Origin of the sequence: Cellulosimicrobium cellulans, assembly GCF_042723955.1 — a bacterium.
GTDB lineage: Bacteria > Actinomycetota > Actinomycetes > Actinomycetales > Cellulomonadaceae > Cellulosimicrobium > Cellulosimicrobium cellulans_H.
Genome location: NZ_JBHXIC010000029.1, coordinates 27,809 through 50,960 on the forward strand (window position 1 = coordinate 27,809; position 23,152 = coordinate 50,960).

Genomic DNA, 23,152 nt, shown 5'->3' on the forward strand with positions numbered 1-23,152 from the left:
TCACCGGGCGGTGCCGGGACGCGCACGCGGACGCATGGTTGCTACGCAGGGTCGTGCTGCGTCAGCAGGTGGCTCAGAGCTTGTCGCCGACGAGCTGCGTCAGCGCGACGAGGCTGTTCGAGTAGCCCCACTCGTTGTCGTACCAGGAGACGACCTTGACCTGGTCGCCGATCACCTTGGTGAGCTTCGAGTCGAAGATGCTCTGGTGCGGGTCCGTCACGATGTCGCTCGAGACGATCTCGTCCTCGACGTAGGCCAGGACGCCCTTGAGCGGGCCCTCCGACGCGGCCTTGACCGCGGCGTTGACCTCGTCCACCGTGACCTCGCGCGAGGCGGTGAAGGTGAGGTCCGTCGCCGAGCCCGTGATGACCGGCACGCGCAGCGCGAAGCCGTCGAGCTTGCCCTTGAGCTCCGGCAGGACGAGCGACACGGCCTTGGCCGCACCCGTGGAGGTCGGGACGATGTTCTGCGCGGCGGCGCGGGCGCGACGCAGGTCGCGGTGCGGGCCGTCCTGCAGGTTCTGGTCACCCGTGTAGGCGTGGATCGTGGTCATGAGACCACGCTCGATGCCGATCGAGTCGTTGAGCGCCTTCGCCAGCGGGGCGAGGCAGTTCGTGGTGCACGACGCGTTCGAGATGATGTGGTGCGCGGCCGGGTCGTACTGGTCCGAGTTCACGCCGACGACGAACGTCGCGTCCTCGTTCTTGGCCGGGGCCGAGATGATGACCTTCTTGGCGCCGGCGTCGATGTGCGCCTTCGCCTTGGTCGCGTCGGTGAAGAAGCCGGTCGACTCGATGACGATGTCGGCACCCAGCTCGCCCCAGGGGAGGTTCGCGGGGTCGCGCTCGGCGAGAGCACGGATCTTCTTGCCGTCGACGATGATGTTGTCGTCGTCGAAGTCCACGCTCAGCGGGAAACGGCCGAGGACCGTGTCGTACTTGAGCAGGTGCGCGAGCGTCTTGTTGTCCGTGAGGTCGTTGACGCCCACGATCTCGATGTCGGCGCCCGACTCGACGATGGCGCGGTAGAAGTTCCGTCCGATACGACCGAAGCCGTTGATACCGACGCGGATGGTCACAATGCCCTCCTCAGGGCGCGCCGGTTGTCCCGACGCACACGGTTGATGCCGAACGATCACGTACGCCGTCGTACGCAGGTGGTGATCGCGCCCGTGCCCCGCTGCCCGGGATCCCGGCACAGCACCCTCCGTGCCCGTGGACCGTCACGGCGACAGCCGGGACCACCCACGCCCACGAGGGGTGTCAGCGAAGGAGCACGTCGTTGTCACCTGACGCATCCGAGCCTATACCAACACCACGCCAGCATGTGACCTGGATCCCACGGTTCGGGACCATCGTCCCGTCGGTGCATGACGTCCAGGTGGCGGGCGCTCCCCAGACCGGCTGGTCAGAGGTCGAGCAGCTCCGGGCTCAGGCCCGCCTCGGTGTCGGGGATGCCGAGCTCGGCCGCGCGCTTGTCGGCCGTCGACAGCAGGCGCCGGATGCGGCCCGCGACCGCGTCCTTGGTCAGCGGCGGGTCCGCGAGCTGCCCGAGCTCCTCCAGCGACGCCTGCTTGTGGGCCAGGCGCAGCTCGCCCGCCTCGCGCAGGTGGTCGGGCAGGTCCGGGCCGAGGATCTCGAACGCGCGCTCGACCCGTGCCCCGGCCGCGACCGCGGCGCGCGCGGAGCGGCGCAGGTTCGCGTCGTCGAAGTTGGCCAGCCGGTTCGCGGTGCCGCGCACCTCGCGCCGCGCGCGACGCTCCTCCCAGACCTGGACGGTCTCCGTCGCACCCAGTCGCGTGAGGAGCGCGCTGATCGCATCCCCGTCCCGGATGACGACGCGGTCGACGCCCCGCACCTCGCGCGACTTGGCCGAGACGCCCAGGCGGCGGGCCGCGCCGACCAGGGCGAGCGCCGCCTCCGGCCCGGGGCAGGTGATCTCGAGCGCCGACGACCGGCCCGGCTCCGTGAGCGACCCGTGCGCCAGGAACGCCCCGCGCCACGCGGCCTCGGCCTCCTCGACCCCGCCGGAGACGACCTGCGGCGGCAGTCCCCGCACCGGACGCCCCCGCTGGTCCAGGAGGCCCGTCTGGCGAGCCAGCGACTCGCCGTCGCGCACGACGCGCACGACGTACCGGCTGCTCTTGCGCAGACCCCCGGCCGACACCACGATCAGCTCGCTCGTGTGCCCGTAGACGTCCGCGATCGTCTCGCGCAGGCGGCGGGCGGCGATCGCGGTGTCGAGCTCGGCCTCGATGACGACCCGGCCCGAGATGAGGTGCAGCCCGCCCGAGAACCGGAGCATCGCCGAGACCTCCGCCTTGCGGCACGAGGTCTTGTCCACCCGCAGTCGAGCCAGCTCGTCCTTCACCTGTGCCGTGAGCGCCATGCGGGACATCCTGCCATCGATGCCGTGGCGTCGCGGCGGCGGACCGGGCGCCCGTGGGCCGCCGGGGGCCCGCGTCCCGCAGGCTCAGCGCGAGGGCGAGCCGACGTCGCCGAGGAAGTCGTCGAACACGTCCCGGTACGCCGCCGCCAGGCGCAGCGCGTCGTGCCGCGGGGTGCCGTCCCCGCGCCGCACCTGCCGCAGGAGGAGGCGCGCACCCATGCGCGCGGACGCCTCCGCGAGCTGCTCCGTGTCCTCGACGGCGGACGGGTCTGCGACGACGGCGTCGATCCGGAGACCGGGTGCGTGCTTGTGCAGCGCCTCGAGGTGGTCCGTCGCCGACAGCCCGTACGTCTCCCCCGTCTCGCTCGACAGGTTGAGCGTCACGCAGCGGCGCGCGGAGGTCTCGTGCAGGGCGCGCGCGAGCTCGGGCACGAGCAGGTGGGGCATCACCGAGGAGAACCACGACCCCGGGCCGAGCACGACCCAGTCCGCCTCCTCGACGGCCTGCACCGCCTCCGCGCACGCGGGCGGGTCTGCAGGCACGAGCCGGAGCTGCTCGATGCGGCCGTGCGTGACGGCCACGTGGCTCTGCCCGACGACCGTCTCCAGGCGGTCCCCGGTCCGCACGTCGGCCTCGATCCCGAGGGGCACCGACGCCATGGGCAGCACGCGCCCGCGGGCGCCGAGGAGCTTGCCCACCCAGTCCAGGCCGGCGACCGGGTCGTCGAGCAGCTCCCACAGCGCGACGATGAGCAGGTTGCCCACCGCGTGGTTGTCGAGGTCCCCCTCCGACGTGAACCGGTGCTGGAGGAGCGCGCTCCACGTGCGGCCCCACTCCGAGTCGTCGCACAGGGCCGCGAGCGCCATGCGCAGGTCCCCCGGGGGCAGGACGCCGAGCTCGGTGCGCAGGCGCCCGGACGAACCGCCGTCGTCGGCCACGGTCACGACGGCTGTCAGCCGGTCGGACATGAGGCGCAGCGCGGACAGGCTCGCGGACAGGCCGTGGCCGCCGCCCAGGGCGACGACGGCAGGGTTGCGCTGGGCGACCACGATCACTCCTTGCCGAGGTCGCGGGCGGTGACGATGACGCGCTGGCCCTGCGCACGCAGGCGCGCGGCGATCGCCTCGCTGATCGCGACGGAACGGTGCTTGCCCCCGGTGCAGCCCACGGCGATCGTCACGTAGCGCTTCTCCTCTCCCAGGTAGCCGGCCAGGACCGGCTCGAGCGCGTTCACGTAGCGGTCGACGAACTCGAGCGCGCCGGGTCGCCCGAGCACGTAGTCCCGCACCGGGGCGTCCCGCCCGGTGAGGTGCCGCAGCTCGGTGATCCAGTACGGGTTCGCGAGGAACCGCACGTCGACCACGTGGTCGGCGTCGAGCGGCAGCCCGTACTTGAACCCGAACGAGACGACGTTGATCCGCAGGGTCTCGGGCGTCCCGTCCGCCACGGCGGCACGGACCTCGCGCGCGAGGTCGTGCACCGTGAGCTCGGAGGTGTCGATGACGACGTCGGAGCGCTCCTCGAGGCTCGCGAGGAGCCGCCGCTCCTCCGCCAGCCCGTCGAGGATGCGGCCCTCCCCCTGCAGCGGGTGCGGGCGGCGCACCTGCTCGTACCGGCGCACGAGCACCTCGTCGGACGCGTCGAGGAACAGGATCCGGTAGAACACGCCGCTCTGACGGAGGTGGTCGAGCACCTCGACGAGGTCGGTGAAGAACTCGCGGCCGCGCACGTCGACCACGGCGGCGATGCGCTCGAGCGCCGAGCCCGACCGCGTCATGAGGTCCACGAGCGGGACGATCATGCGCGGTGGCAGGTTGTCGACGACGTACCAGTCGAGGTCCTCGAGCACGGCCGCGGCCCGGGTGCGGCCGGCGCCCGACATGCCGGTGATGATGAGCACCTCGGCCTCGCGCGCCTCCGGAGCGTGGGTCGCCGCCTCCATCGCGGGGATCCCGCTGGGGACGGTGATCGGGGAGGGCTCCGGCACGCGGGCGGGGGGCCCCTGCGGGCTGAGGTCCGGGGTCGGCTCCGAGGTCATGGCACCAGCATGCCAGCCGCTCACGCCCGGGCCGTGGCCCCGTCACCCACCGGAGTGTCCCGGGTATGCTCGGCCGCGTCGTCCGGGCGCGCGGCGCTGTCGGCGGGCGCCGGTCCCGCGGGGGCGGCGCCCGGGGACGGCTCGGCGGCTCCGCCCAGGGCGGCGACCACGGCGCGCGCCGTGCGCTCGCCCATGCCCCGCACGGTCGCGATCTCCTCGACGCTCGCCGCGCGCAGACGCTTGAGCGAGCCGAAGTGCTTGAGGAGCGCGGTGCGCCGCGCCGGACCGAGGCCCGGGACGTCGTCGAGGGCGGACGCCGTCATGCCCTTGCTGCGCTGCCTGCGGTGCTGGGCGATGGCGAACCGGTGCGCCTCGTCGCGCACGCGCTGGAGCAGGTAGAGGCCCTCCGACGAGCGCTGGAGGATCACCGGGTAGTCGTCCTCCGGGACCCACACCTCCTCGAGGCGCTTGGCGAGGCCGCACAGCGCGACGTCGTCGATCCCGAGGTCGGCCAGCGCCCGGGCGGCGGCGGCGACCTGCGGGGGGCCGCCGTCGACCACGACGAGGTTCGGCGGGTACGCGAACCGCGCTCGCTTGTCCGCGGGGGCGTCGGCGTCGACCTCACCGCTGCGCGGCACGTACCCGGCGGCCTCCGCGGCCCGCTCCGCGCGGCGGCCCGTGGCGTCGGACCCGGTCGCCACGTCGTCGGCCTCCAGGTCCAGCTCGACCTCGCCCGAGCGCGAGCGGTCGGACAGGTAGCGCTTGAACCGGCGCGTGATGACCTCGTACATCGCCGCGGTGTCGTCCGCGGCCCCGTCGCCGTCGGGCCCGCGCACGGTGAAGTGGCGGTACTCGCTCTTGCGCGCGAGGCCGTCCTCGAACACGACCATCGACGCGACCTGGTACGTGCCCTGGTTGTGCGAGACGTCGTAGCACTCGATCCGCAACGGGGCGCTGTCGAGGTCGAGCGCCTCCTGGATCTCGCGCAGCGCCTGGCTGCGGGTCGTGAGGTCGCCCGCGCGGCGCGTGCGGTGCAGGGCGAGCGCATGCTCCGCGTTCGCGCGCACGGTCGCGGCGAGCTCCTTCTTGTCGCCGCGCTGCGGCACGCGGACGTCGACACGCGCGCCCCGCAGCCCCGAGAGCCAGGTCGTGACCTGCTCGGTGTCGGGCGGCAGGACGGGGACCAGCACCTCGCGCGGGACGACGTCGCGCGCGCCGGCCCGGCCCTGACCGGTCCCCGGGTCGGCCGCCGCGGCCTCCTCGGCCGCACCGTAGACCTGCTGGAGCAGGTGCTCGACCAGCTCCGCGTCGGTCACGTCCTCGACCTTCTCGACGATCCAGCCGCGCTGGCCGCGGATCCGTCCGCCACGCACGTGGAACACCTGGACGGCCGCCTCGAGCTCGTCGCCGACGAGCGCGAACACGTCGGCGTCGGTGCCGTCGCCGAGCACCACCGCGTTCTTCTCGGTCGCGCGCTGGAGGGCGACGATGTCGTCGCGCAGGCGCGCCGCGGCCTCGTACTCCATCGCGGCGGCGGCCTCGTTCATCTTGCGCTCGAGCCGGCGCACGAACCGCTGCGTGTCGCCCGCCATGAAGTCGCAGAAGTCCTCGGCGAGAGCCTTGTGGTCCTCGGGCGTGATGCGCCCGACGCACGGCGCCGAGCACTTGTCGATGTACCCCAGGAGGCACGGGCGACCCGTCTGGTGGGCTCGCTTGAAGACGGCCGCCGAGCACGTGCGCACCGGGAAGACGCGGAGCAGGAGGTCGAGAGTCTCGCGGATCGCCCACGCGTGCCCGTAGGGGCCGAAGTACCGGGTGCCGGGGCGCTTGGCGCCGCGCATCACCTGGGCGCGGGGGAACTCCTCCCCCATCGTCACCGCGAGGTACGGGTAGGACTTGTCGTCGCGGTACTTGACGTTGAACCGCGGGTCGAACTCCTTGATCCAGGAGTACTCGAGCGCGAGCGCCTCGACCTCGGTGCCGACGACGGTCCACTCGACGGACGCCGCGGTCGTCACCATCGTCTGCGTGCGGTGGTGCAGGTTCGCGACGTCCTGGAAGTAGTTCGACAGGCGCGCGCGCAGGTTCTTGGCCTTGCCGACGTAGATCACGCGCCCGTGGTCGTCGCGGAACCGGTAGACGCCTGGCGAGGTGGGGATCTCCCCCGGCGCCGGGCGGTACGTCGCGGGATCAGCCATGTTCTCCAGCCTAGGTCAGGGCACCGACGGTGCGGTGCGACGGATGCGTCGCGGTGCGTGTCCGCGGCGGACGGGACGTGATGTGACGCGCGTCACCGCCCGTTAGGGTGGCGGCCATGAGCGCACAGCACGGGTACGCCGCCACCGTCCGCTGGACCGGTGCGGGCGACAGGGGCACGTCCTCCTACACGTCCTACAGCCGCGACCACGACGTCCTCCTCGAAGGACGCCCGCCGTTGCCCGGCTCGTCGGACCCGGCGTTCCGGGGCGACCCGACGCGCTACAGCCCGGAGGAGCTGTTCGTCGTGAGCCTCTCGCAGTGCCACATGCTCTGGTTCCTCCACCTCGCGGCGGCCGCCGGCGTCGTCGTGCGGGAGTACGTGGACGACGCCACCGGCACGATGCGCGTCGAGTCCGGCGGCGAGGGGCAGTTCACGGACGTGACGCTGCACCCTCGCGTGGTGGTCGACGACGGGCCGGGGACCGACGAGGCGTCGCTCGCCGCGCTGCACCACCGCGCGCACGACCACTGCTTCATCGCGCGCTCGGTGAACTTCCGCGTGCTGGTCGATCCCGCGCCGCCGCGGCGCGCGGCGGCGTGAGCGTCCGAGCACCCGGCTGATCGCTCGGTCGCCCGGCTGGGCGTCTGACGGCCGGACGCGCCTCCGCGCGACCGGTCGTCAGACGCGCTCGTCCTGGACTCTCAGGCCGCGGACGCCTTGCGCCGCGTGCCCGTGCGCGAACCCTCGTCCGTCGCGCGGCGGGCCTTGGCCGACCGGCCCTTGGCACCCTTCGCGGCAGGGGCCTGGGCCCCGGCCGGGCTCGCCTGCTCCGGACCGACCGGCACCGGGTCGTGCTGGTCCAGGATCTCCGCGAGGAAGCGGCCGGTGTGGCTCGCCTCGACGCGTGCGACCTGCTCGGGCGTGCCCTGCGCCACGACCTTGCCGCCGCCCGAACCGCCCTCGGGCCCCATGTCGACGACCCAGTCGGCGCTCTTGATGACGTCGAGGTTGTGCTCGATCACGAGGACGCTGTTGCCCTTGTCGACGAGCGACTGGAGCACGCCGAGCAGCTTGCGGATGTCCTCGAAGTGCAGGCCCGTCGTCGGCTCGTCGAGCACGTAGATCGTGCGACCGGTCGAGCGCTTCTGCAGCTCGCTCGCGAGCTTCACGCGCTGCGCCTCCCCGCCCGAGAGCGTCGGGGCCGGCTGGCCGAGCCGCACGTAGCCGAGACCGACCTCCACGAGCGTCTTGAGGTGCCGCGAGATCGCGGGCACGGCCGCGAAGAACTCCGCGGCCTCCTCGATGGGCATGTCCAGGACGTCCGCGACGGTCTTGCCCTTGAAGTGCACCTCGAGCGTCTCGCGGTTGTAGCGCGCCCCGTGGCACACCTCGCACGGCACGTAGACGTCGGGGAGGAAGTTCATCTCGATCTTCAGCGTCCCGTCGCCCGAGCACGCCTCGCAGCGGCCGCCCTTGACGTTGAACGAGAAGCGGCCCGGCGTGTACCCGCGCACCTTGGCCTCGGTCGTCTCCGCGAAGAGCTTGCGCACGTGGTCCCACACGCCCGTGTACGTCGCCGGGTTCGACCGCGGCGTGCGCCCGATCGGCCCCTGGTCCACGTGCACGACCTTGTCGAGGTGGTCCAGGCCCGTGACGCGCGTGTGCCGGCCCGCGACCTGGCGCGCGCCGTTGAGCTCGTTGGCGAGGACCGTGTAGAGGATCGAGTTCACGAGCGTCGACTTGCCCGAGCCCGACACCCCGGTCACCGCGGTGAACGTCCCGAGCGGGAAGCTCACGTCGATGCCCGTGAGGTTGTGCTCGCGCGCCCCGACGACCTTGATCTGGCGGCCCGGGTCCGTGGGACGCCGCTGCGCCGGGAGCGGGATGCTGCGGCGGCCCGAGAGGTACGCGCCGGTCACCGACTCCGGGGCCTCGAGCAGGCCCGCGTAGTCCCCGGAGTGCACGACGCGGCCGCCGTGCTCGCCCGCGCCCGGGCCGATGTCGACGACCCAGTCCGCCGTGCGGATGGTGTCCTCGTCGTGCTCGACGACGATGAGCGTGTTCCCGAGGTCGCGCAGGCGCGTGAGGGTCTCGATGAGGCGGCGGTTGTCGCGCTGGTGCAGGCCGATGCTCGGCTCGTCGAGGACGTAGAGGACGCCGACGAGGCCGGAGCCGATCTGCGTCGCGAGCCGGATGCGCTGCGCCTCGCCGCCGGACAGCGTCGCGGCCGGGCGCTCGAGCGAGAGGTAGTCGAGACCGACGTCGAGCAGGAACCCGAGGCGCGCGTCGATCTCCTTGAGCACCTCCGTCGCGATCGCGCGCTCGCGCGCGCCGAGCTCGAGCGCCCCGAGGAACGCCGCGGCCTCGCGCAGCGGGAGGCGGCAGACGTCCCAGATGGACTTGCCGCCCACCTTGACCGCGAGGACCTCGGGCTTGAGGCGAGCGCCCTGGCACACGGGGCACGGGACCTCGCGCATGAAGGCCTCGTACTTCTCCTTGGACCAGTCCGACTCGGTCTCCGTGTGCCGGCGCTCGAGGAACGTGATGACGCCCTCGAACCCGGTCGAGTACTGCCGCTCACGGCCCCAGCGGTTCTTGTACCGCACGTGCACCTGGTGGTTCTGCCCGTGCAGCACGGCCTTCTTCGCGCGCTCGGGCAGCGCCCGCCACGGCGTGTCCATGGAGAACCCGAGGTCGTCCGCGAGCGCCGTGAGGACCCGCTCGAAGTACTCCGAGGAGATCTGCGCCCACGGCGCGACCGCGCCCTCGCCCAGCGACTTCTCGACGTCCGGCACCACGAGGTCGGGGTCGACCTCGAGACGGAAGCCGATGCCCGTGCACTCGGGGCACGCGCCGTAGGGCGCGTTGAACGAGAACGTGCGCGGCTCGATCTCGTCCAGCGCGAGCTCGTGGTCGTTGGGGCACGCGCGCTTCTCGGAGAAGCGGCGCTCGCGCGCCGGGTCGTCCGCGTCGGCGTCGACGAGCTCGATGACGACGAGCCCGCCCGCGAGGCCGAGCGCGGTCTCGACGGAGTCGGTGAGGCGACGCTGCACGCCCTCGCGCGCGACGAGACGGTCGACGACCACCTCGATGTCGTGCTTGAGCTTCTTCTCGAGCGCGGGGACGTCGGTGAGGGTGCGCACCTCGCCGTCGACGCGTGCGCGCGCGAAGCCCTTGGTCTGCAGCTCCTTGAAGAGCTCGGAGTACTCGCCCTTGCGCCCCCGGACCACCGGTGCGAGCACCTGGTAGCGCGTGCCCTCCGGCAGCTCGAGGAGCCGGTCGACGATCTGCTGCGGCGTCTGCGCGGTCACGCGCTCGCCGCAGACGGGGCAGTGCTGCGTGCCGGCGCGCGAGAACAGCAGGCGCAGGTAGTCGTACACCTCGGTGATGGTGCCGACCGTCGAGCGCGGGTTGCGGTTGGTCGACTTCTGGTCGATCGACACCGCGGGCGAGAGCCCTTCGATGAAGTCGACGTCGGGCTTGTCCATCTGCCCGAGGAACTGACGCGCGTACGCGGACAGCGACTCGACGTAGCGACGCTGGCCCTCCGCGAAGATGGTGTCGAAGGCGAGCGACGACTTGCCCGAGCCGGAGAGCCCCGTGAAGACGATGAGCTTGTCCCGCGGGAGGTCGAGGTCGACGTTGCGCAGGTTGTGCTCGCGGGCACCGGAGATGACGAGGCGATTGCTCACCGCAGCATCGTACGACCGTCCACCCACAATCGCACAGGTGTTCGACGTCACCTTCGCACGTCCGTCGGTGAACGCTCACGCGCACCTCACGCGGAGCCCGCGCCGGGTGATCGCCGTCACGCGCTCCCCGGCGGCCGACGGTCCGGACCACCTCGGCCACGGCGCTCGACCGGCACACTGGGCGCATGACGTACACCGGAGAGGTCTCCGTCGGCGGACCGCACGACCTGCGGCGGCTCGACGAGATCGAGATCCGCAAGCTCGCTGTCGGACCGCTCGCCAACGGCGTCTACCTCCTCACGTGCCGACGCACGGGCGCCCAGCTCCTCGTCGACGCGGCGGACGCACCCGACGACGTCCTGGCCCTGGTCCGCGAGGGCTCGCCGACCCTCCGCCTCGACGTCGTCGTCACGACGCACCGGCACGCCGACCACCTGCGCGCCCTCGCGCCCGTCGTCGCGGCCACGGGCGCGTCGTCCGCCGCGGGCGACCCGGACGCGGAGGCGGTCTCCGCGGCGACCGGTGTGGCCGTCACGCGTCGCCTGCGGCACGGCGACGCGCTGCGGGTCGGCGCCGTCTCGCTCGAGGTCGTCGCGCTGCGCGGGCACACGCCCGGCTCGGTGGCGCTCGCCTACCGCGAGCCGGACGACGTCGACGAGCCCGAGGCCGTCCCCGGCCGGGTGCACCTGTTCACCGGGGACTCGCTGTTCCCCGGCGGTGTCGGGAACACCGACCGCGACCCGGTGCGGTTCGAGGTCCTGCTGTCGGACGTCACCACGCGCGTGTTCGACCGGTTCGACGACGCGACGTGGGTCTACCCAGGGCACGGCTCCGACACGACGCTGGGCACCGAGCGACCGCACCTCGACGAGTGGCGGGACCGGGGCTGGTAGCACGACGCCCGATACCGAGGCGCGGACCCGGCCGCGGGCCGTCGGGACGGCCTGGTTCACTGACGGCATGCCGATCCAGGCCGTCACCTACGTCTACGCCGACCGCGCCGCCGAGCTCGACGCCCTGCGCCCCGAGCACCGCGCGTTCCTCGGCGACCTCCACGCCCAGGGCACGCTCCTCGCGTCCGGACCGCTGCCCGCCCACGAGGGCGCACCCGCCGGAGCGCTGCTCGTCCTCGACGGGGAGACGCCCGACGCCGTCGCCGCGGTCCTCGACGAGGACCCGTTCGGCCGTGCCGGCCTCGTCGCCGAGCGCACGGTCCGTCCGTGGGCCCCGATCATCGGCGACTGGGCCGACCGGGTCTGACCAGCGCCTCGCCCCGACCGAGCGCGCCCTCGCTCCGGAGACGGTCCGCGTCGGAGGGTGACTCACCGGGCGGGGCCACGCCCGGGCGTGCGGTCGTGACTCCCGAGCTGCCGGATCTCCTCCCACGGGTACGGGGTGGAGCGGCTCTCCCGCTGGAACGCGCGGTAGAAGTCCCCGACCACCGCAGCGACCGGAGCATGCCGGGCGAGTGCTGCCGCGACCGCAGCCGGGGCACCCGTCGGCGTGGCGCCCCGGGCCCAGGAGCGTACGAGCGCGCGGCGCTCCTCGGGCCCGCACCCGTACAGCGCGACGGCCAGCCAGCCCACCAGATGGGTGACGCTGTAGCAGTCGTCGTACGCCTGGTGCGCGTCGGCGAAGTCGACCTCGTCGGGCGAGAGGTGGAAGTCCGACGAGATCGCGAGGCCGTAGTCGGCGAAGTAGAGCCGTTCGCCGTCGGTCAGGACGTTCTCGAAGTGCGTGTCGAAGTGCAGCAGGCCGCGTGACCTCATGAACGAGACCCCGGCGCTCAGCCCGTCCTCCACCAGCGCGCAGGCTCGCTCGGCGGTCTCACCACCCGCCTCGACCTGGACGCCGAGCCAGTCGTGCAGCGTCTGCGGGACGTACTCCAGGAACAGCACGATGCTCGCCGAGGAGTCCCGCAGGGCCTCGATCCGGCGACGCACCGCCGTACCGCCGCCCCAGTACTCGACGGCACGCTCGACGTCGGCCAGCTCGTCGGGCAGCGGCCGGCCCGCATCGGGGAGCACCCGCCAGTGGTGCGTCAGCGGGAAGCCCTCGTGCTCTCCCGCGATCACCCAGCCCGTCGTCATGACGTGCACGGCCAGCTCCCGCCAGGCCCCGAACCCCGGGGCGCCGATGGTGCCGACGCCGTAGTGGCAGAAGGTCGGGAGGTCGAACAGGTTCGCTGTCGAGCGGACGTGCTCCGGCTGTCTCTCGAGGTCGGTCAGGCGCACGTGCTTGACGAAGACCGGCGTGCCGTCGACGTCCAGCAGGGCCGTCTCCCCGCCGATGCCCGCGCCGACCCGCGGAGCGGCGTCGACGAGCTCGCGGAGCCGGCTGTCGCTGTACAGGGACAGCGAGGTCGCGACCGCTGCGTGCGCCGCCAGGCGGGAGGCTCTGGACCTGTCACGCGGCGTCGGCGCCGTGGCGCTCCGCGGCCCACCGGGCACGCGCTACCGCCCGGCGCCGTCCTGCGGTCCCGTGCCCCACGGCGGCGCCTCGCCCGCCGACGCGACCTCGTCGACGCTCTCGTCCGTGGGCGCCTCGACCGCGTCCTCGACGGGCGCCGCGACGCCGCTCGCGTCGGCCGACGTGGCGGGGTCGCCCTGGGCGTGCAGCGCCCGCGTGCGCAGGAGGCTCGCGACCGTGGTGACGGCGAGCGCTCCGATGATCACGACGAGCGACAGCCAGATCGGGACCGTCGGCACGGCGTCGAGGTGCTCGCCGCCGTTGATGAACGGCAGCGTGTTCTCGTGCAGCGCCTCGAGGATGAGCTTGACACCGATGAACCCGAGGATCACCGCCAGACCGATCGGCAGGTAGACCAGCCGCTCGAGCAGGCCGCCCAGGAGGAAGTAGAGCTGACGCAGGCCCATGAGCGCGAAGACGTTCGTCGTGAAGACGATGAACGGGTCCTGGGTGAGCCCGAAGATCGCGGGGATCGAGTCGAACGCGAAGAGCAGGTCGGTGCTGCCGATCGCGAGGAACACGATGACGAGCGGGGTGAAGACCCGCTTGCCGTCCTCGACGGTGCGCAGCCGGCCGCCGTCGTACTGCGTGCCCAGCGGCAGCACCTTCCGCAGCGCCCGGACGGCGCGGTTCTCGTGGTACTCCTCCGGCTCGTCCCCACCGGCCACGAGCTTGATCGCCGTGTAAATGAGGAACGCACCGAACAGGTAGAACACCCACACGAACTGCGCGATGATCGCGGCGCCCGCGAGGATGAACGCCCCGCGCAGGACGAGCGCGACGATGATGCCGACCATCAGCACACGCTGCTGCTGGTCCCGCGGCACCGCGAACCTGGCCATGATGATGACGAACACGAAGAGGTTGTCTACGGAGAGGCTGTACTCCGTGAGCCACCCCGCGTAGAACTCCCCGGCCGGTGCCGCCCCGCCCACCGCGCCGACGATCGCCCCGAACACGAGGGCGAGCGCGACGTAGAAGCCGACCCACAGCGCGCTCTCGCGCATCGAGGGGACGTGCGGGCGGCGCCCCACGACGAACAGGTCGACGAGGAGCAGCACCGCGAGCGCCGACAGCGACGCCCACTCGAACCAGACGGGGAGCTCGTGAACCATCAGCGTGAGCCCTCCGAGCTCTCGACGGAGCGCCGCCGGTCGGCGCGGTCCTTGGCGAGGCTCGCGACCGTGGTGATCGTGAGCACGACGACGATGAACCCGAGGGACAGCGCGGTCGGGATCTCCGGGATGACGGTGATGTGCTCACCGCCGTTGATGAACGGCACCTCGTTCTTGTGCAGCGCGTGGATGAGCAGCTTGATGCCGATGAAGCCGAGGATCGCCGCGAGGCCGTACGCGAGGTAGACGAGGCGGTCGAGGAGGCCGTCGATGAGGAAGTAGAGCTGGCGCAGGCCGAGCAGCGAGAACGCGTTGGCGGCGAACACGAGGTAGGTCTCCTGCGTGAGCCCGAAGATCGCCGGGATCGAGTCGACCGCGAAGAGGAGGTCGGCGCTGCCGATCGCGATCATCACGATGAGCATCGGCGTGATGTAGCGCTTGCCGTCGATCTTCGCGGTCATCTTGTCCTCGACGTACGTCTCCGTCGTCGGGAACAGGCGGCGGGTCAGCTTCAGCGCGCCGTTCTCGTGGAACTCCTCGTCGTGCCCCGAGCCCGCCTTGACCTGCGTCCACGCGGTGTAGAGCAGGAACGCGCCGAAGACGTAGAAGATCCAGCTGAAGTTCTCGATGAGGGCCGCGCCGAGGAGGATGAAGATCGTCCGCAGGACCAGCGCGATCGTGATGCCGATGAGCAGCACCTTCTGCTGGTAGAGCCGCGGGACGCGGAAGCTCGTCATGATGAGGACGAACACGAAGAGGTTGTCGACCGACAGGCTCTTCTCGGTGATGTAGCCGGCGAAGTACTCGCCGCCGTACGTCGAGCCCCAGACGGCCCACACGATCCCGCCGAAGGCCACCGCGACCGCGACGTAGCCGGCGGACCACCAGGTCGCCTCGCGCAGGCTCGGGGCGTGCGGGGTGCGCACGTGGCCGACGTAGTCGACGGCGAGCATCGCGAGGATCACGCCGATGGTGACGAGCCAGGCCCAGACAGGCACATCCATGAAGATTCCTCCGGTACGTGGGGAGCACTGTGTACCGAAGGTCTCTTCCGCCACGCACCGCCACGCGCACCCGCACGGGACGCGGGCTGGTGGTTGCGGGACCGGTGACACCGGGCCGACGACTGCGCCGGCCGTGATGACGACATCACCGCGGAGGAATACTCCCCTTCAACGAGGAGCCAGCATAGGCCATCGCTCCTCCTGACGTGACAACACCACGCCACCGTGGACTGTTCCTCGGACGCGCGTGCGCGGCGCGTCGGGGGCCGGGACGGACGCCGCTCAGGCGGTCGCGGCCTGCATCTGCCGCAGCTCCTTCTTGAGCCCCGAGATCTCGTCGCGCAGCCGGGCGGCCAGCTCGAACTGCAGCTCGCCCGCGGCCGCGTGCATCTGGTCGCTCAGCTCCTGGATGAGCTCGGCGAGGTCGCTCGCCGCCGCGCCGGCGAGCCGGTTGCCCGACGACGCACCCTCCTTGGGCCCGCCCGGCACCGGCGCCTTGCCCTTCGCGCCCTTGCCCGGCTGCCGGTACCCGCCCGCCAGCAGCTCGGCCGTGTCGACGTCCTCGCGCGCGAGCATGTCCGTCACGTCGGAGATCCGCTTGCGCAGCGGGGTCGGATCGACCCCGTGCTCCGTGTTGTACGCGATCTGCCGCTCGCGGCGACGCTCGGTCTCCTCGATCGCCGCGGCCATCGCCGGCGTGATCTTGTCCGCGTACATGTGCACCTGGCCCGAGACGTTGCGGGCCGCGCGACCGATCGTCTGGATGAGCGACTTGGGCGACCGCAGGAAGCCCTCCTTGTCCGCGTCGAGGATCGCGACGAGCGACACCTCGGGCAGGTCGAGGCCCTCGCGCAGGAGGTTGATCCCGACGAGGACGTCGTACTCGCCGAGGCGCAGCTCGCGCAGCAGCTCGACGCGCCGCAGCGTGTCGACCTCGGAGTGCAGGTACCGCACCCGCACGTCCTTCTCGAGCAGGTAGTCGGTGAGGTCCTCCGCCATCTTCTTGGTGAGCGTCGTGACGAGGACGCGCTCGTTCCGCTCGACGCGCTCGCGGATCTCGTGCAGCAGGTCGTCGATCTGCCCCGTGGTGGGCTTGACGAGCACCTCCGGGTCGACGAGGCCGGTCGGGCGGATGATCTGCTCGACGACGCCGTCCGCCATCGAGAGCTCGTAGTCGCCGGGGGTCGCCGACAGGTACACGGTCTGGCCGATGCGCTCGACGAACTCCTCCCAGCGCAGGGGCCGGTTGTCCATCGCGCTCGGCAGGCGGAACCCGTGGTCGACGAGGCTGCGCTTGCGCGACATGTCGCCCTCGAACATCGCGCCGATCTGCGGCACGGTCACGTGCGACTCGTCGATGACGAGGAGGAAGTCCTCCGGGAAGTAGTCGAGCAGCGTGTTCGGCGCCGATCCCGCCTCGCGGCCGTCGATGTGCCGCGAGTAGTTCTCGATGCCGGACGCGGTGCCGATCTGGCGCATCATCTCGATGTCGTACGTGGTGCGCATGCGCAGCCGCTGCGCCTCGAGCAGCTTGTTCTGCCGCTCGAGCTCGTCGAGCCGCTCGGCGAGCTCGGCCTCGATCGAGGAGATCGCGCGCTCCATGCGCTCCGGCCCCGCGACGTAGTGCGTCGCCGGGAACACGTGGATGCTCGGCTCGGACCGGATCACGTCCCCCGTGAGCGGGTGCAGGGTCTGGATGCTCTCGATCTCGTCGCCGAAGAACTCGATGCGGACGGCGAGCTCCTCGTACACCGGGATGATCTCGACGGTGTCCCCGCGCACGCGGAACGTGCCGCGCGTGAACGCCATGTCGTTGCGGGTGTACTGCATGGTCACGAACTGCCGCAGCAGGTCGTCGCGCTCGACCTGCATGCCGACGTCGAGCCGGACCATGCGGTCGACGTACTCCTGGGGCGTGCCGAGGCCGTAGATGCACGACACCGACGCGACCACGACGACGTCGCGACGGGTGAGCAGCGAGCTGGTCGCGGAGTGCCGCAGCCGCTCGACCTCGTCGTTGATGGACGAGTCCTTCTCGATGTAGGTGTCCGTCTGCGCGATGTACGCCTCGGGCTGGTAGTAGTCGTAGTACGAGACGAAGTACTCGACCGCGTTGTTGGGCAGCAGCTCCCGGAACTCCGTCGCGAGCTGCGCCGCGAGGGTCTTGTTGGGCGCCATGACCAGCGTCGGGCGCTGGAGCTCCTCGATGAGCCACGCCGTCGTGGCCGACTTTCCCGTCCCGGTCGCGCCGAGCAGCACGACGTCCTTCTCCCCCGCGCGGATGCGCTGCGAGAGGTCCGCGATCGCCGTCGGCTGGTCGCCGGACGGCTGGTACTCGGAGATGACCTCGAACGGGGTGGTCGCACGCTGGAGATCGGTCACGGGACGCATGACTCCACGGTACGTCCAGCCACCCACACGGACCCTTCCGCGCACGGTCGACGACCACCGCGAGGCCCTCTACGGAAATCACCCCGACGTAATTTGGAAGGTGTCATTCGGAACCCCTAGGGTCGCCTCGACCCTGCCGCGCTCCCCGACGCCCGTGGAGCAGCCGACGGCACGGACCACGGGCGACGAAGTCCGTCCGCAGTAAGTCAGCGCCGCTAGCGAACCCTCGACCTGGAGCCGAACCATGCGCCTTCACCCCGCGCGCCCCCGCGGAATCCCCCTGCTCGCCCTCACCGCGCTCGCCCTGACGACCGTCGGCCTCGCCGCGCCCGCGACCGCCGTACCGCCGGCTGCCGGGCCGACGCTCACCGCCGACGACGTCTGCACCGCAGACCCGTCCACGCGACCGGTCGGCGTGTACGAGCTCACCGCCGTGGAGGACGCGGGCGTCGGCATCTGGGCGGGGGGCGGGCTCACCGTCACGACGGCGACCGAGCTCGAGGGCCGTGTCGTCGTGGGCGGGTACGCCGACCTCTCCGGGGCCGGGAGCCTCGACGTCGGGACCGCGGGGGGCGGCGGCTCGGCCATCACCCCGGCCGGCGGGACCGACATGCTCGTCGTCGGGGGCGACCTCGCGACCGCGACGAACACCCAGGTGGGCTTCCACGCGTCGAGCGGCGGCAACGTCGTCGTCGGCGGCGAGATCACCGGCGCGACCCCGAGCACCGAGAGCCGCAACGCCCCGGGCCGCCCGGGCACCGTCACGCAGGGCGTCGGCCGCGAGGCCGCGCTGCGCCCCTACACGGCGCTCCCCGGGCTCGTCACGGGCATGGCGGCCGACGCCGCCGACGGTGCCGTCGCCGCCACGCCCCGCGACGGCGTCCTGACGGTCGAGGCGGGCGCGCGGTACACGCTCACGGCCGCCCAGGCCTCCACCCTGACGACGCTGTACGTCACCGGGAGCGGTCCGGTGCTCCTCACCGTCACCGGCACCTCCGTCGACGTGCCGCGGCTCCAGCACGTCGAGTACGGGGGCGTGCGCGTCTACCAGGCCGCCCAGCACCTGTCGGCGCACTTCCTGTGGAGCTTCCCGGACGCGACGCAGGTGACGCTCGGCACGAACGACCAGTTCCCCGGGACGATCGTCGTCCCGCGCACGGACGCGACCCTCACCGTCGCGACCTCGACCAACGGGCGCATCCTGTCGAACGGCGCCGTCTCCTACACCGGCGGTGCCGGGATCGAGCACCACAACTACCCGTTCGCCGGCCCGTGCGAGACGACGCCGTCGGTCGAGGAGCCCAAGCCCGAGCCGTCGCCGGAGGGCCCGAACCCGGGCGAGGGCGTGACCACGCCGCCGACGCCCGAGGAGACCCCGGTCACCGAGGAGCCGGGAGGGCCCTCACCGGAGTCGACGTCGGCCGCCGAGACCTGGGCGACGCCGAGCCCTGAGGCGCCCCCCGCAGCCGCCGAGCCGGGCGACGGAACGCCGGAGAGCGGCCTCGCGACGACGGGCGCCTCGGTCGCGGTGCTGGCCGCGGTGGCCGCGCTGCTGCTCGCCGGGGGCGCGACGATCCTGGTCGTCGCACGTCGGCGCGCGACGAGCTGACGCTCCCAGCACGCACCGAGGGCCCGGCAGGACGACCTGCCGGGCCCTCGGCGTCCCTGCGCCGGGCTCAGCTCTCCGTGCCGCCCGCGAGGACCGGCTCGGGGGTGCCGAGGAGCGCGTGCCGCACGACCGCGGCCACGGCGGAGACCTGATCCTCGATCGGGACGACGTCGGACCCGGGGACGTGGACGAACCCGGCACGCCGCCCCGGCCCGGCACCCCAGTGATGCATGAGGGCGTAGAAGACGTCGTTGCACACGTAGGTCCCCGCGGTGCTCGACACCGCCACCGGGACACCCGCCGCGCGGACCTCCGCGAGCGACGCCTTGAGCGGGAGGGTCGACCAGTACCCGACCGGCCCTCCCTCCGCGACGGGGACGTCCACCGGACGGTCGCCCGCGTTGTCGGGGATGCGCGCGTCGCGCACGTTCACCGCGACCCGTTCGAGGCGCACGCCCGGCGCACCACCCGCCAGGCCGAGCGCCACGACGACGTCGGGGTCGTGCTCACGGATCGCCGCGTCGAGCACCGGCCACGCCCCGGCGAAGGTCACGGGGAGCCGGACGGCGACCACGCGATCGCCCACGAGCTCCTCCCCGCGCTCGGCGAGGCGCGCGGCCGTCTCCCACGACGGGTTCGCGAGGGCGCCGTCGAACGGCTCGAACCCGCTGACGACGACGGTCACGCCTCGTGCTCCTCGATCTCGGCCTGGACCTCGGCGTCGACCTCGGCGCGGACCCGCACCCAGAGCTCGTCGACCTGCTCGCGCAGCGCCTCCGGAGAGCCGGAACCATCGAGGGTCACGTCCGCCGCGGCGAGCCGCGCCGCGTCGTCCGCCTGTGCGGCGAGGCGCGCACGGGCCTCGTCCTCGCTCAGCCCCCGGCCCTCGACGAGCCGTCCCACCCGCACGTCCGCGGGCGTGTGCACGACCACGACGCAGTGGAAGCGCGCGGGGTCGCCCGTCTCGACGAGGAGCGGGATGTCGTGCACGACGACGGCCCGCGGGTCGGCGGCACCGGCCGCCGCCTCGTGCTCGGCCGCGAGCCGGCGCACCTCCGGGTGGACGATCGCGTTGAGGCGTTCGCGTGCGGCGTCGTCGCCGAACACGACGCGACCGAGCGCGGCGCGGTCGAGCGCGCCGTCGGCGTCGAGGACGCCCGGACCGAACGCCTCGACGACCTCGTCGAGGCCGACCGTCCCGGGCGCGACCGCGTCGCGGGAGAGCGCGTCGTAGTCCACGACGACGGCGCCGAGCTCGGCGAAGCGTGCGAGCGCGACGGACTTCCCCGCCGCGATTCCTCCGGTCAGGCCGATGCGAAACATGCGCCCCATCCTGCCAGCCGGTGGGCGACCTCGCGCCGGGACGCTCGACCCGGGGGGAGGGCTCAGCCGTGCGCACCTTGCGGCTCGCCCGCGCCGTCCGCCGGTCGGTCGCCGGCGCGCGCGTCGTCCTGCCGCTCGCCCGCGACGGCACGCAGGAGCCGCAGGAGCTCGGCGCGCTCGGCGGCGTCGAGGCGCGCGAGGAGCGTGCCGGCGCTCGACGAACGCTCCGCTCCCACCTGCGCGACGACCTCACGCCCCCGCGGGGTGAGCTCGACGAGCGTCGCTCTCCGGTCCTGCGGGTCGGGGGTGCGCCGGACGAGACCGGCCTGCTCGGCGTCGTCGACCTTGGACGTCACCGAGCGAGGGGCGACGTCCAGCGCGGACGCGACCGCACCGAGTCGACAGGGCTCGTCGCAGCGGGCGAGGAACCGCAGCATCCGGTACTGGCCGGGGGTGGTCCCCGCCGGCTGGGCACGCTCGCTCGCCTCGCGTCGCACGCTCCGGAGCGCCGCGTGCAGGAGCGCGAGGAACTCCCCGGCCTCGTCCGTCGAGGTCGGGTCGCCCACCACGCCCGGTGCGGGGCGCGCGCTCGCATCGCTCGTCACGAGGCCGAGCGTACCCGGCAGGACGGGATCTTGTTGAGAACGCTCATTGTGAGTTAGACTCACTATCGTTGTCGCGCGAGCGGTCCACGCGACCGCGCCCGCCGGCCGGCGCCACGCCGCCGCGGACGACCGCGCCCCTCCCCCACCCAGGAGGCCCTATGTCTTTCACCTCACCTCTCCCCGGCTCCGGCGGCGGGCGCGGCATGCGCTCGTTCCGCCAGGACTCCTCCGTCGCGTCCCGTCGGCTGCACCGCGGCACGATCCGACGCGTCCTCACGTTCGCCCGGCCCTACCGCCGCCAGCTCGCGGCCTTCCTCGTGCTCATCTCGATCGACGCCGCCGCGGGCGCGGCCACGCCGCTGCTGTTCCAGCGGATCATCGACGACGGCATCACCGCGGGGGAAGTCGGCGTCGTCGTCGCGCTCTCGCTCGTCGCCGCCGGGCTCGCGATCCTCTCCGGTGCCCTCGGCGTCGCCCAGCGCTGGTTCTCCTCGCGCATCGGCGAGGGCCTCATCGTCGACCTGCGCACCGCCGTCTTCGACCACGTGCAGCGCATGCCGCTCGCCTTCTTCAGCCGGACCCGCACCGGCGCGCTCGTCCAGCGGCTCAACGGCGACGTCCTCGGTGCGCAGCAGGCGTTCACGTCGACGCTCTCCAACGTCTTCTCGAACCTTCTCACCGTCGTGTTCGTCCTCGCCGCCATGCTCTCCATGTCCTGGCAGCTCACGCTCCTCGCCCTGACCCTGCTGCCCGCGTTCGTGCTCCCGGCCCGCTGGGTCGGCAAGCGTCTCGCCGCGATCACGCGCGAGAGCTACGAGCTCAACGCCGAGGCGGCACAGACCATGAACGAGCGCTTCAACGTCGCGGGGGCCCACCTCGTCAAGGTCTTCGGCGACCCGGCGCGCGAGTCGTCCCGGTTCTCCGCCCAGGCGGGCCGCGTCCGCGACATCGGCGTGAGGCAGGCCATGTACGGCACGGTCTTCCGCGTCGGGCTCACGGTCGTCGCCTCGGTCGCCGTCGCGATCGTCTACGGGCTCGGCGGCGTCATGGCGATCTCGGGCTCGCTGACGGTCGGCACCGTCGTCGCGCTCACCGCCTACCTCGGGCGCCTCTACGGCCCGCTGACGGCCATGTCCAACGTCCAGGTCGACGTCATGACCGCGCTCGTGAGCTTCGAGCGCGTGCTCGAGGTGCTCGACCTCGAGCCGACCGTCACGGACGCGCCCGACGCCCACGACCTCTCAGACGACCTCGAGAAGGACGGCGCGAGCCTCGAGCTCGACGGCGTGACGTTCCGCTACCCGGGCGCCGCCGAGGTCTCCCTCGCCTCGCTCGAGTCGGTCGCCGTCGAGGGGGCCGACCCCACGACCGACACCCTGCGCGACGTCTCGTTCTCCGTCCCCGCGGGGGCGATGGTCGCGCTCGTCGGCTCGTCCGGCGCGGGCAAGACGACGGTGTCGCAGCTCGTCACGCGTATGTACGACCCGACCTCGGGGCACGTGCGGATCGCGGGGCGTGACCTGCGCGAGGTCACGCAGGAGAGCCTGCACGACGCCGTCGGCGTGGTCACGCAGGAGGCCCACCTCTTCCACGACTCCATCGCCGAGAACCTCCGGTACGCCAAGCCCGACGCGACCGACGCCGAGCTCGAGGCCGCGCTGCGCCGCGCGCACGTGTGGGACGTCGTCGCGGCGCTGCCGTCGGGGATGGACACCGTGGTCGGCGACCGCGGCTACCGGATGTCCGGCGGGGAGCGCCAGCGCCTGGCCATCGCGCGCGTGTTCCTCAAGGCGCCGCGGCTCGTCGTCCTCGACGAGGCGACGGCACACCTCGACTCCGGCTCGGAGGCCGCGGTCCAGGCCGCGCTCGCCGAGGCGCTGCGCGGGCGCACGTCGCTCGTCATCGCGCACCGGCTCTCGACCGTGCGCGAGGCGGACCTCATCGTCGTCCTCGACGCGGGCCGCGTCGTCGAGACGGGCACGCACACCGACCTGCTCGCCCGCGACGGCCGGTACGCCGCGCTCTACCGGACGCAGTTCGCGGACTCGCCCGCGCCGTCGGCCCCCGACCCGGCCACCGAGCCGGCGGCCGCCACGGCCTGACCGCTGGATCGTCGAGCAGGCAGTCCTGGACCACCGAGCAGGTGGTTGCGGCTCGTCAGCGGCCACCGCCGGACCAGGACGACCTGTTCGGCACCGTCCGCGCCCGCCGCGTACGGCGAAGGGCCCCCCCCCCCCCGGGGGGGGGGGGGGGGGGGGGCCCGCGGCCGGTGCGCCCGGGGGGGGGGCGGACTGTGTATAGGGTTCGGGGTGGTTTA

General features: G+C 72.7%; 18 protein-coding genes. 5 read left to right on the plus strand and 13 right to left on the minus strand.

The features are described 5' to 3' along the window. Window positions 1-73 precede the first annotated feature (73 nt). The 5 genes from gap to uvrC all read right to left on the minus strand — a co-directional run bounded on the left by gap (window position 74) and on the right by uvrC (window position 6,625). Window positions 74-1,078: a type I glyceraldehyde-3-phosphate dehydrogenase gene (gap, locus tag ACFWH7_RS10215; RefSeq protein ID WP_047232821.1), complete on the minus strand. Its 1,005-nt coding sequence runs from the start codon at window positions 1,076-1,078 to the stop codon at window positions 74-76. A 329-nt stretch (window positions 1,079-1,407) separates the two neighbouring features. Further along, window positions 1,408-2,388, minus strand: coding sequence for a DNA-binding protein WhiA (whiA, locus tag ACFWH7_RS10220; RefSeq protein WP_378216391.1), 981 nt, complete (start codon window positions 2,386-2,388; stop codon window positions 1,408-1,410). 84 nt (window positions 2,389-2,472) lie between these two features. Continuing rightward, the gene (locus ACFWH7_RS10225) at window positions 2,473-3,438 is read right to left on the minus strand and encodes a gluconeogenesis factor YvcK family protein (RefSeq protein ID WP_378216392.1); all 966 of its coding nucleotides are present in this window, start codon (window positions 3,436-3,438) and stop codon (window positions 2,473-2,475) included. Window positions 3,439-3,440: 2 nt separating this feature from the next. Next, complete coding sequence (gene rapZ / locus ACFWH7_RS10230) at window positions 3,441-4,427, minus strand: RNase adapter RapZ (protein WP_378216393.1); 987 nt, start codon at window positions 4,425-4,427, stop codon at window positions 3,441-3,443. 20 nt (window positions 4,428-4,447) lie between these two features. Next, the gene (gene uvrC, locus ACFWH7_RS10235) at window positions 4,448-6,625 is read right to left on the minus strand and encodes an excinuclease ABC subunit UvrC (protein ID WP_378216394.1); all 2,178 of its coding nucleotides are present in this window, start codon (window positions 6,623-6,625) and stop codon (window positions 4,448-4,450) included. Window positions 6,626-6,741: 116 nt separating this feature from the next. Between uvrC and ACFWH7_RS10240 the strand changes: the two genes are divergently transcribed. Further along, window positions 6,742-7,227 carry an OsmC family protein gene (locus ACFWH7_RS10240; protein WP_378216395.1) on the plus strand — a complete coding sequence of 162 codons (486 nt, stop codon included), beginning with the start codon at window positions 6,742-6,744 and terminating at the stop codon, window positions 7,225-7,227. A gap of 101 nt (window positions 7,228-7,328) precedes the next feature. Here ACFWH7_RS10240 and uvrA read toward each other — a convergent pair whose 3' ends face one another. Next, complete coding sequence (uvrA, locus tag ACFWH7_RS10245) at window positions 7,329-10,319, minus strand: excinuclease ABC subunit UvrA (protein ID WP_378216396.1); 2,991 nt, start codon at window positions 10,317-10,319, stop codon at window positions 7,329-7,331. A gap of 185 nt (window positions 10,320-10,504) precedes the next feature. On the opposite strand from uvrA, the gene ACFWH7_RS10250 reads away from it, so the two are divergent. After that, entirely contained in the window at window positions 10,505-11,212 is a 708-nt protein-coding gene (locus ACFWH7_RS10250) for an MBL fold metallo-hydrolase (RefSeq protein ID WP_378216397.1), read from the plus strand. A 67-nt stretch (window positions 11,213-11,279) separates the two neighbouring features. Then, window positions 11,280-11,579, plus strand: coding sequence for a YciI family protein (locus ACFWH7_RS10255; RefSeq protein WP_378216398.1), 300 nt, complete (start codon window positions 11,280-11,282; stop codon window positions 11,577-11,579). 62 nt (window positions 11,580-11,641) lie between these two features. On the opposite strand, the gene ACFWH7_RS10260 is transcribed toward ACFWH7_RS10255, so the two are convergent. The 4 genes from ACFWH7_RS10260 to uvrB all read right to left on the minus strand — a co-directional run bounded on the left by ACFWH7_RS10260 (window position 11,642) and on the right by uvrB (window position 17,298). Next, window positions 11,642-12,769: a protein kinase family protein gene (locus tag ACFWH7_RS10260; RefSeq protein WP_378216399.1), complete on the minus strand. Its 1,128-nt coding sequence runs from the start codon at window positions 12,767-12,769 to the stop codon at window positions 11,642-11,644. A 3-nt stretch (window positions 12,770-12,772) separates the two neighbouring features. Further along, complete coding sequence (locus ACFWH7_RS10265) at window positions 12,773-13,903, minus strand: TerC family protein (protein ID WP_378216400.1); 1,131 nt, start codon at window positions 13,901-13,903, stop codon at window positions 12,773-12,775. Continuing rightward, entirely contained in the window at window positions 13,903-14,907 is a 1,005-nt protein-coding gene (locus ACFWH7_RS10270; protein WP_378216402.1) for a TerC family protein, read from the minus strand. The genes ACFWH7_RS10265 and ACFWH7_RS10270 overlap by 1 nt, the downstream gene beginning before the upstream one ends. Before the next feature lie 282 nt (window positions 14,908-15,189). After that, complete coding sequence (uvrB, locus tag ACFWH7_RS10275; RefSeq protein ID WP_378216403.1) at window positions 15,190-17,298, minus strand: excinuclease ABC subunit UvrB; 2,109 nt, start codon at window positions 17,296-17,298, stop codon at window positions 15,190-15,192. A gap of 244 nt (window positions 17,299-17,542) precedes the next feature. Here uvrB and ACFWH7_RS10280 point away from each other — a divergent pair, with 244 nt between their 5' ends. Beyond that, window positions 17,543-18,907, plus strand: a complete 1,365-nt coding sequence (locus ACFWH7_RS10280; RefSeq protein ID WP_378216404.1) for a choice-of-anchor A family protein — start codon at window positions 17,543-17,545, stop codon at window positions 18,905-18,907. Window positions 18,908-18,974: 67 nt separating this feature from the next. Here ACFWH7_RS10280 and ACFWH7_RS10285 read toward each other — a convergent pair whose 3' ends face one another. The 3 genes from ACFWH7_RS10285 to ACFWH7_RS10295 all read right to left on the minus strand — a co-directional run bounded on the left by ACFWH7_RS10285 (window position 18,975) and on the right by ACFWH7_RS10295 (window position 20,835). Beyond that, window positions 18,975-19,592 (minus strand): pyroglutamyl-peptidase I, encoded by a 618-nt coding sequence (locus ACFWH7_RS10285; RefSeq protein WP_378216405.1) that lies wholly within the window; start codon window positions 19,590-19,592, stop codon window positions 18,975-18,977. Continuing rightward, on the minus strand, window positions 19,589-20,230 hold the full coding sequence (coaE, locus tag ACFWH7_RS10290) for a dephospho-CoA kinase (protein WP_378216406.1): 642 nt from the start codon (window positions 20,228-20,230) through the stop codon (window positions 19,589-19,591). The genes ACFWH7_RS10285 and coaE overlap by 4 nt, the downstream gene beginning before the upstream one ends. A gap of 62 nt (window positions 20,231-20,292) precedes the next feature. Then, a complete protein-coding gene (locus tag ACFWH7_RS10295) occupies window positions 20,293-20,835 on the minus strand; it encodes a MarR family winged helix-turn-helix transcriptional regulator (RefSeq protein ID WP_378216408.1) in 543 nt (180 codons plus the stop codon). Between the two features lie 158 nt (window positions 20,836-20,993). Between ACFWH7_RS10295 and ACFWH7_RS10300 the strand changes: the two genes are divergently transcribed. Further along, window positions 20,994-22,937: an ABC transporter ATP-binding protein gene (locus tag ACFWH7_RS10300; RefSeq protein ID WP_378216410.1), complete on the plus strand. Its 1,944-nt coding sequence runs from the start codon at window positions 20,994-20,996 to the stop codon at window positions 22,935-22,937. Window positions 22,938-23,152 lie beyond the last annotated feature (215 nt).

Bases quoted from the DNA above. Each gene is read 5' to 3' on its own strand.
- whiA (WP_378216391.1), bottom strand. From the start codon at position 2,388: ATGGCGCTCACGGCACAGGTGAAGGACGAGCTGGCTCGACTGCGGGTG.
- rapZ (WP_378216393.1), bottom strand. From the start codon at position 4,427: ATGACCTCGGAGCCGACCCCGGACCTCAGCCCGCAGGGGCCCCCCGCC.
- uvrC (WP_378216394.1), bottom strand. From the start codon at position 6,625: ATGGCTGATCCCGCGACGTACCGCCCGGCGCCGGGGGAGATCCCCACC.
- ACFWH7_RS10240 (WP_378216395.1), top strand. From the start codon at position 6,742: ATGAGCGCACAGCACGGGTACGCCGCCACCGTCCGCTGGACCGGTGCG.
- ACFWH7_RS10250 (WP_378216397.1), top strand. From the start codon at position 10,505: ATGACGTACACCGGAGAGGTCTCCGTCGGCGGACCGCACGACCTGCGG.
- ACFWH7_RS10255 (WP_378216398.1), top strand. From the start codon at position 11,280: ATGCCGATCCAGGCCGTCACCTACGTCTACGCCGACCGCGCCGCCGAG.
- ACFWH7_RS10265 (WP_378216400.1), bottom strand. From the start codon at position 13,903: ATGGTTCACGAGCTCCCCGTCTGGTTCGAGTGGGCGTCGCTGTCGGCG.
- ACFWH7_RS10270 (WP_378216402.1), bottom strand. From the start codon at position 14,907: ATGGATGTGCCTGTCTGGGCCTGGCTCGTCACCATCGGCGTGATCCTC.
- uvrB (WP_378216403.1), bottom strand. From the start codon at position 17,298: ATGCGTCCCGTGACCGATCTCCAGCGTGCGACCACCCCGTTCGAGGTC.
- ACFWH7_RS10280 (WP_378216404.1), top strand. From the start codon at position 17,543: ATGCGCCTTCACCCCGCGCGCCCCCGCGGAATCCCCCTGCTCGCCCTC.
- coaE (WP_378216406.1), bottom strand. From the start codon at position 20,230: ATGTTTCGCATCGGCCTGACCGGAGGAATCGCGGCGGGGAAGTCCGTC.
- ACFWH7_RS10300 (WP_378216410.1), top strand. From the start codon at position 20,994: ATGTCTTTCACCTCACCTCTCCCCGGCTCCGGCGGCGGGCGCGGCATG.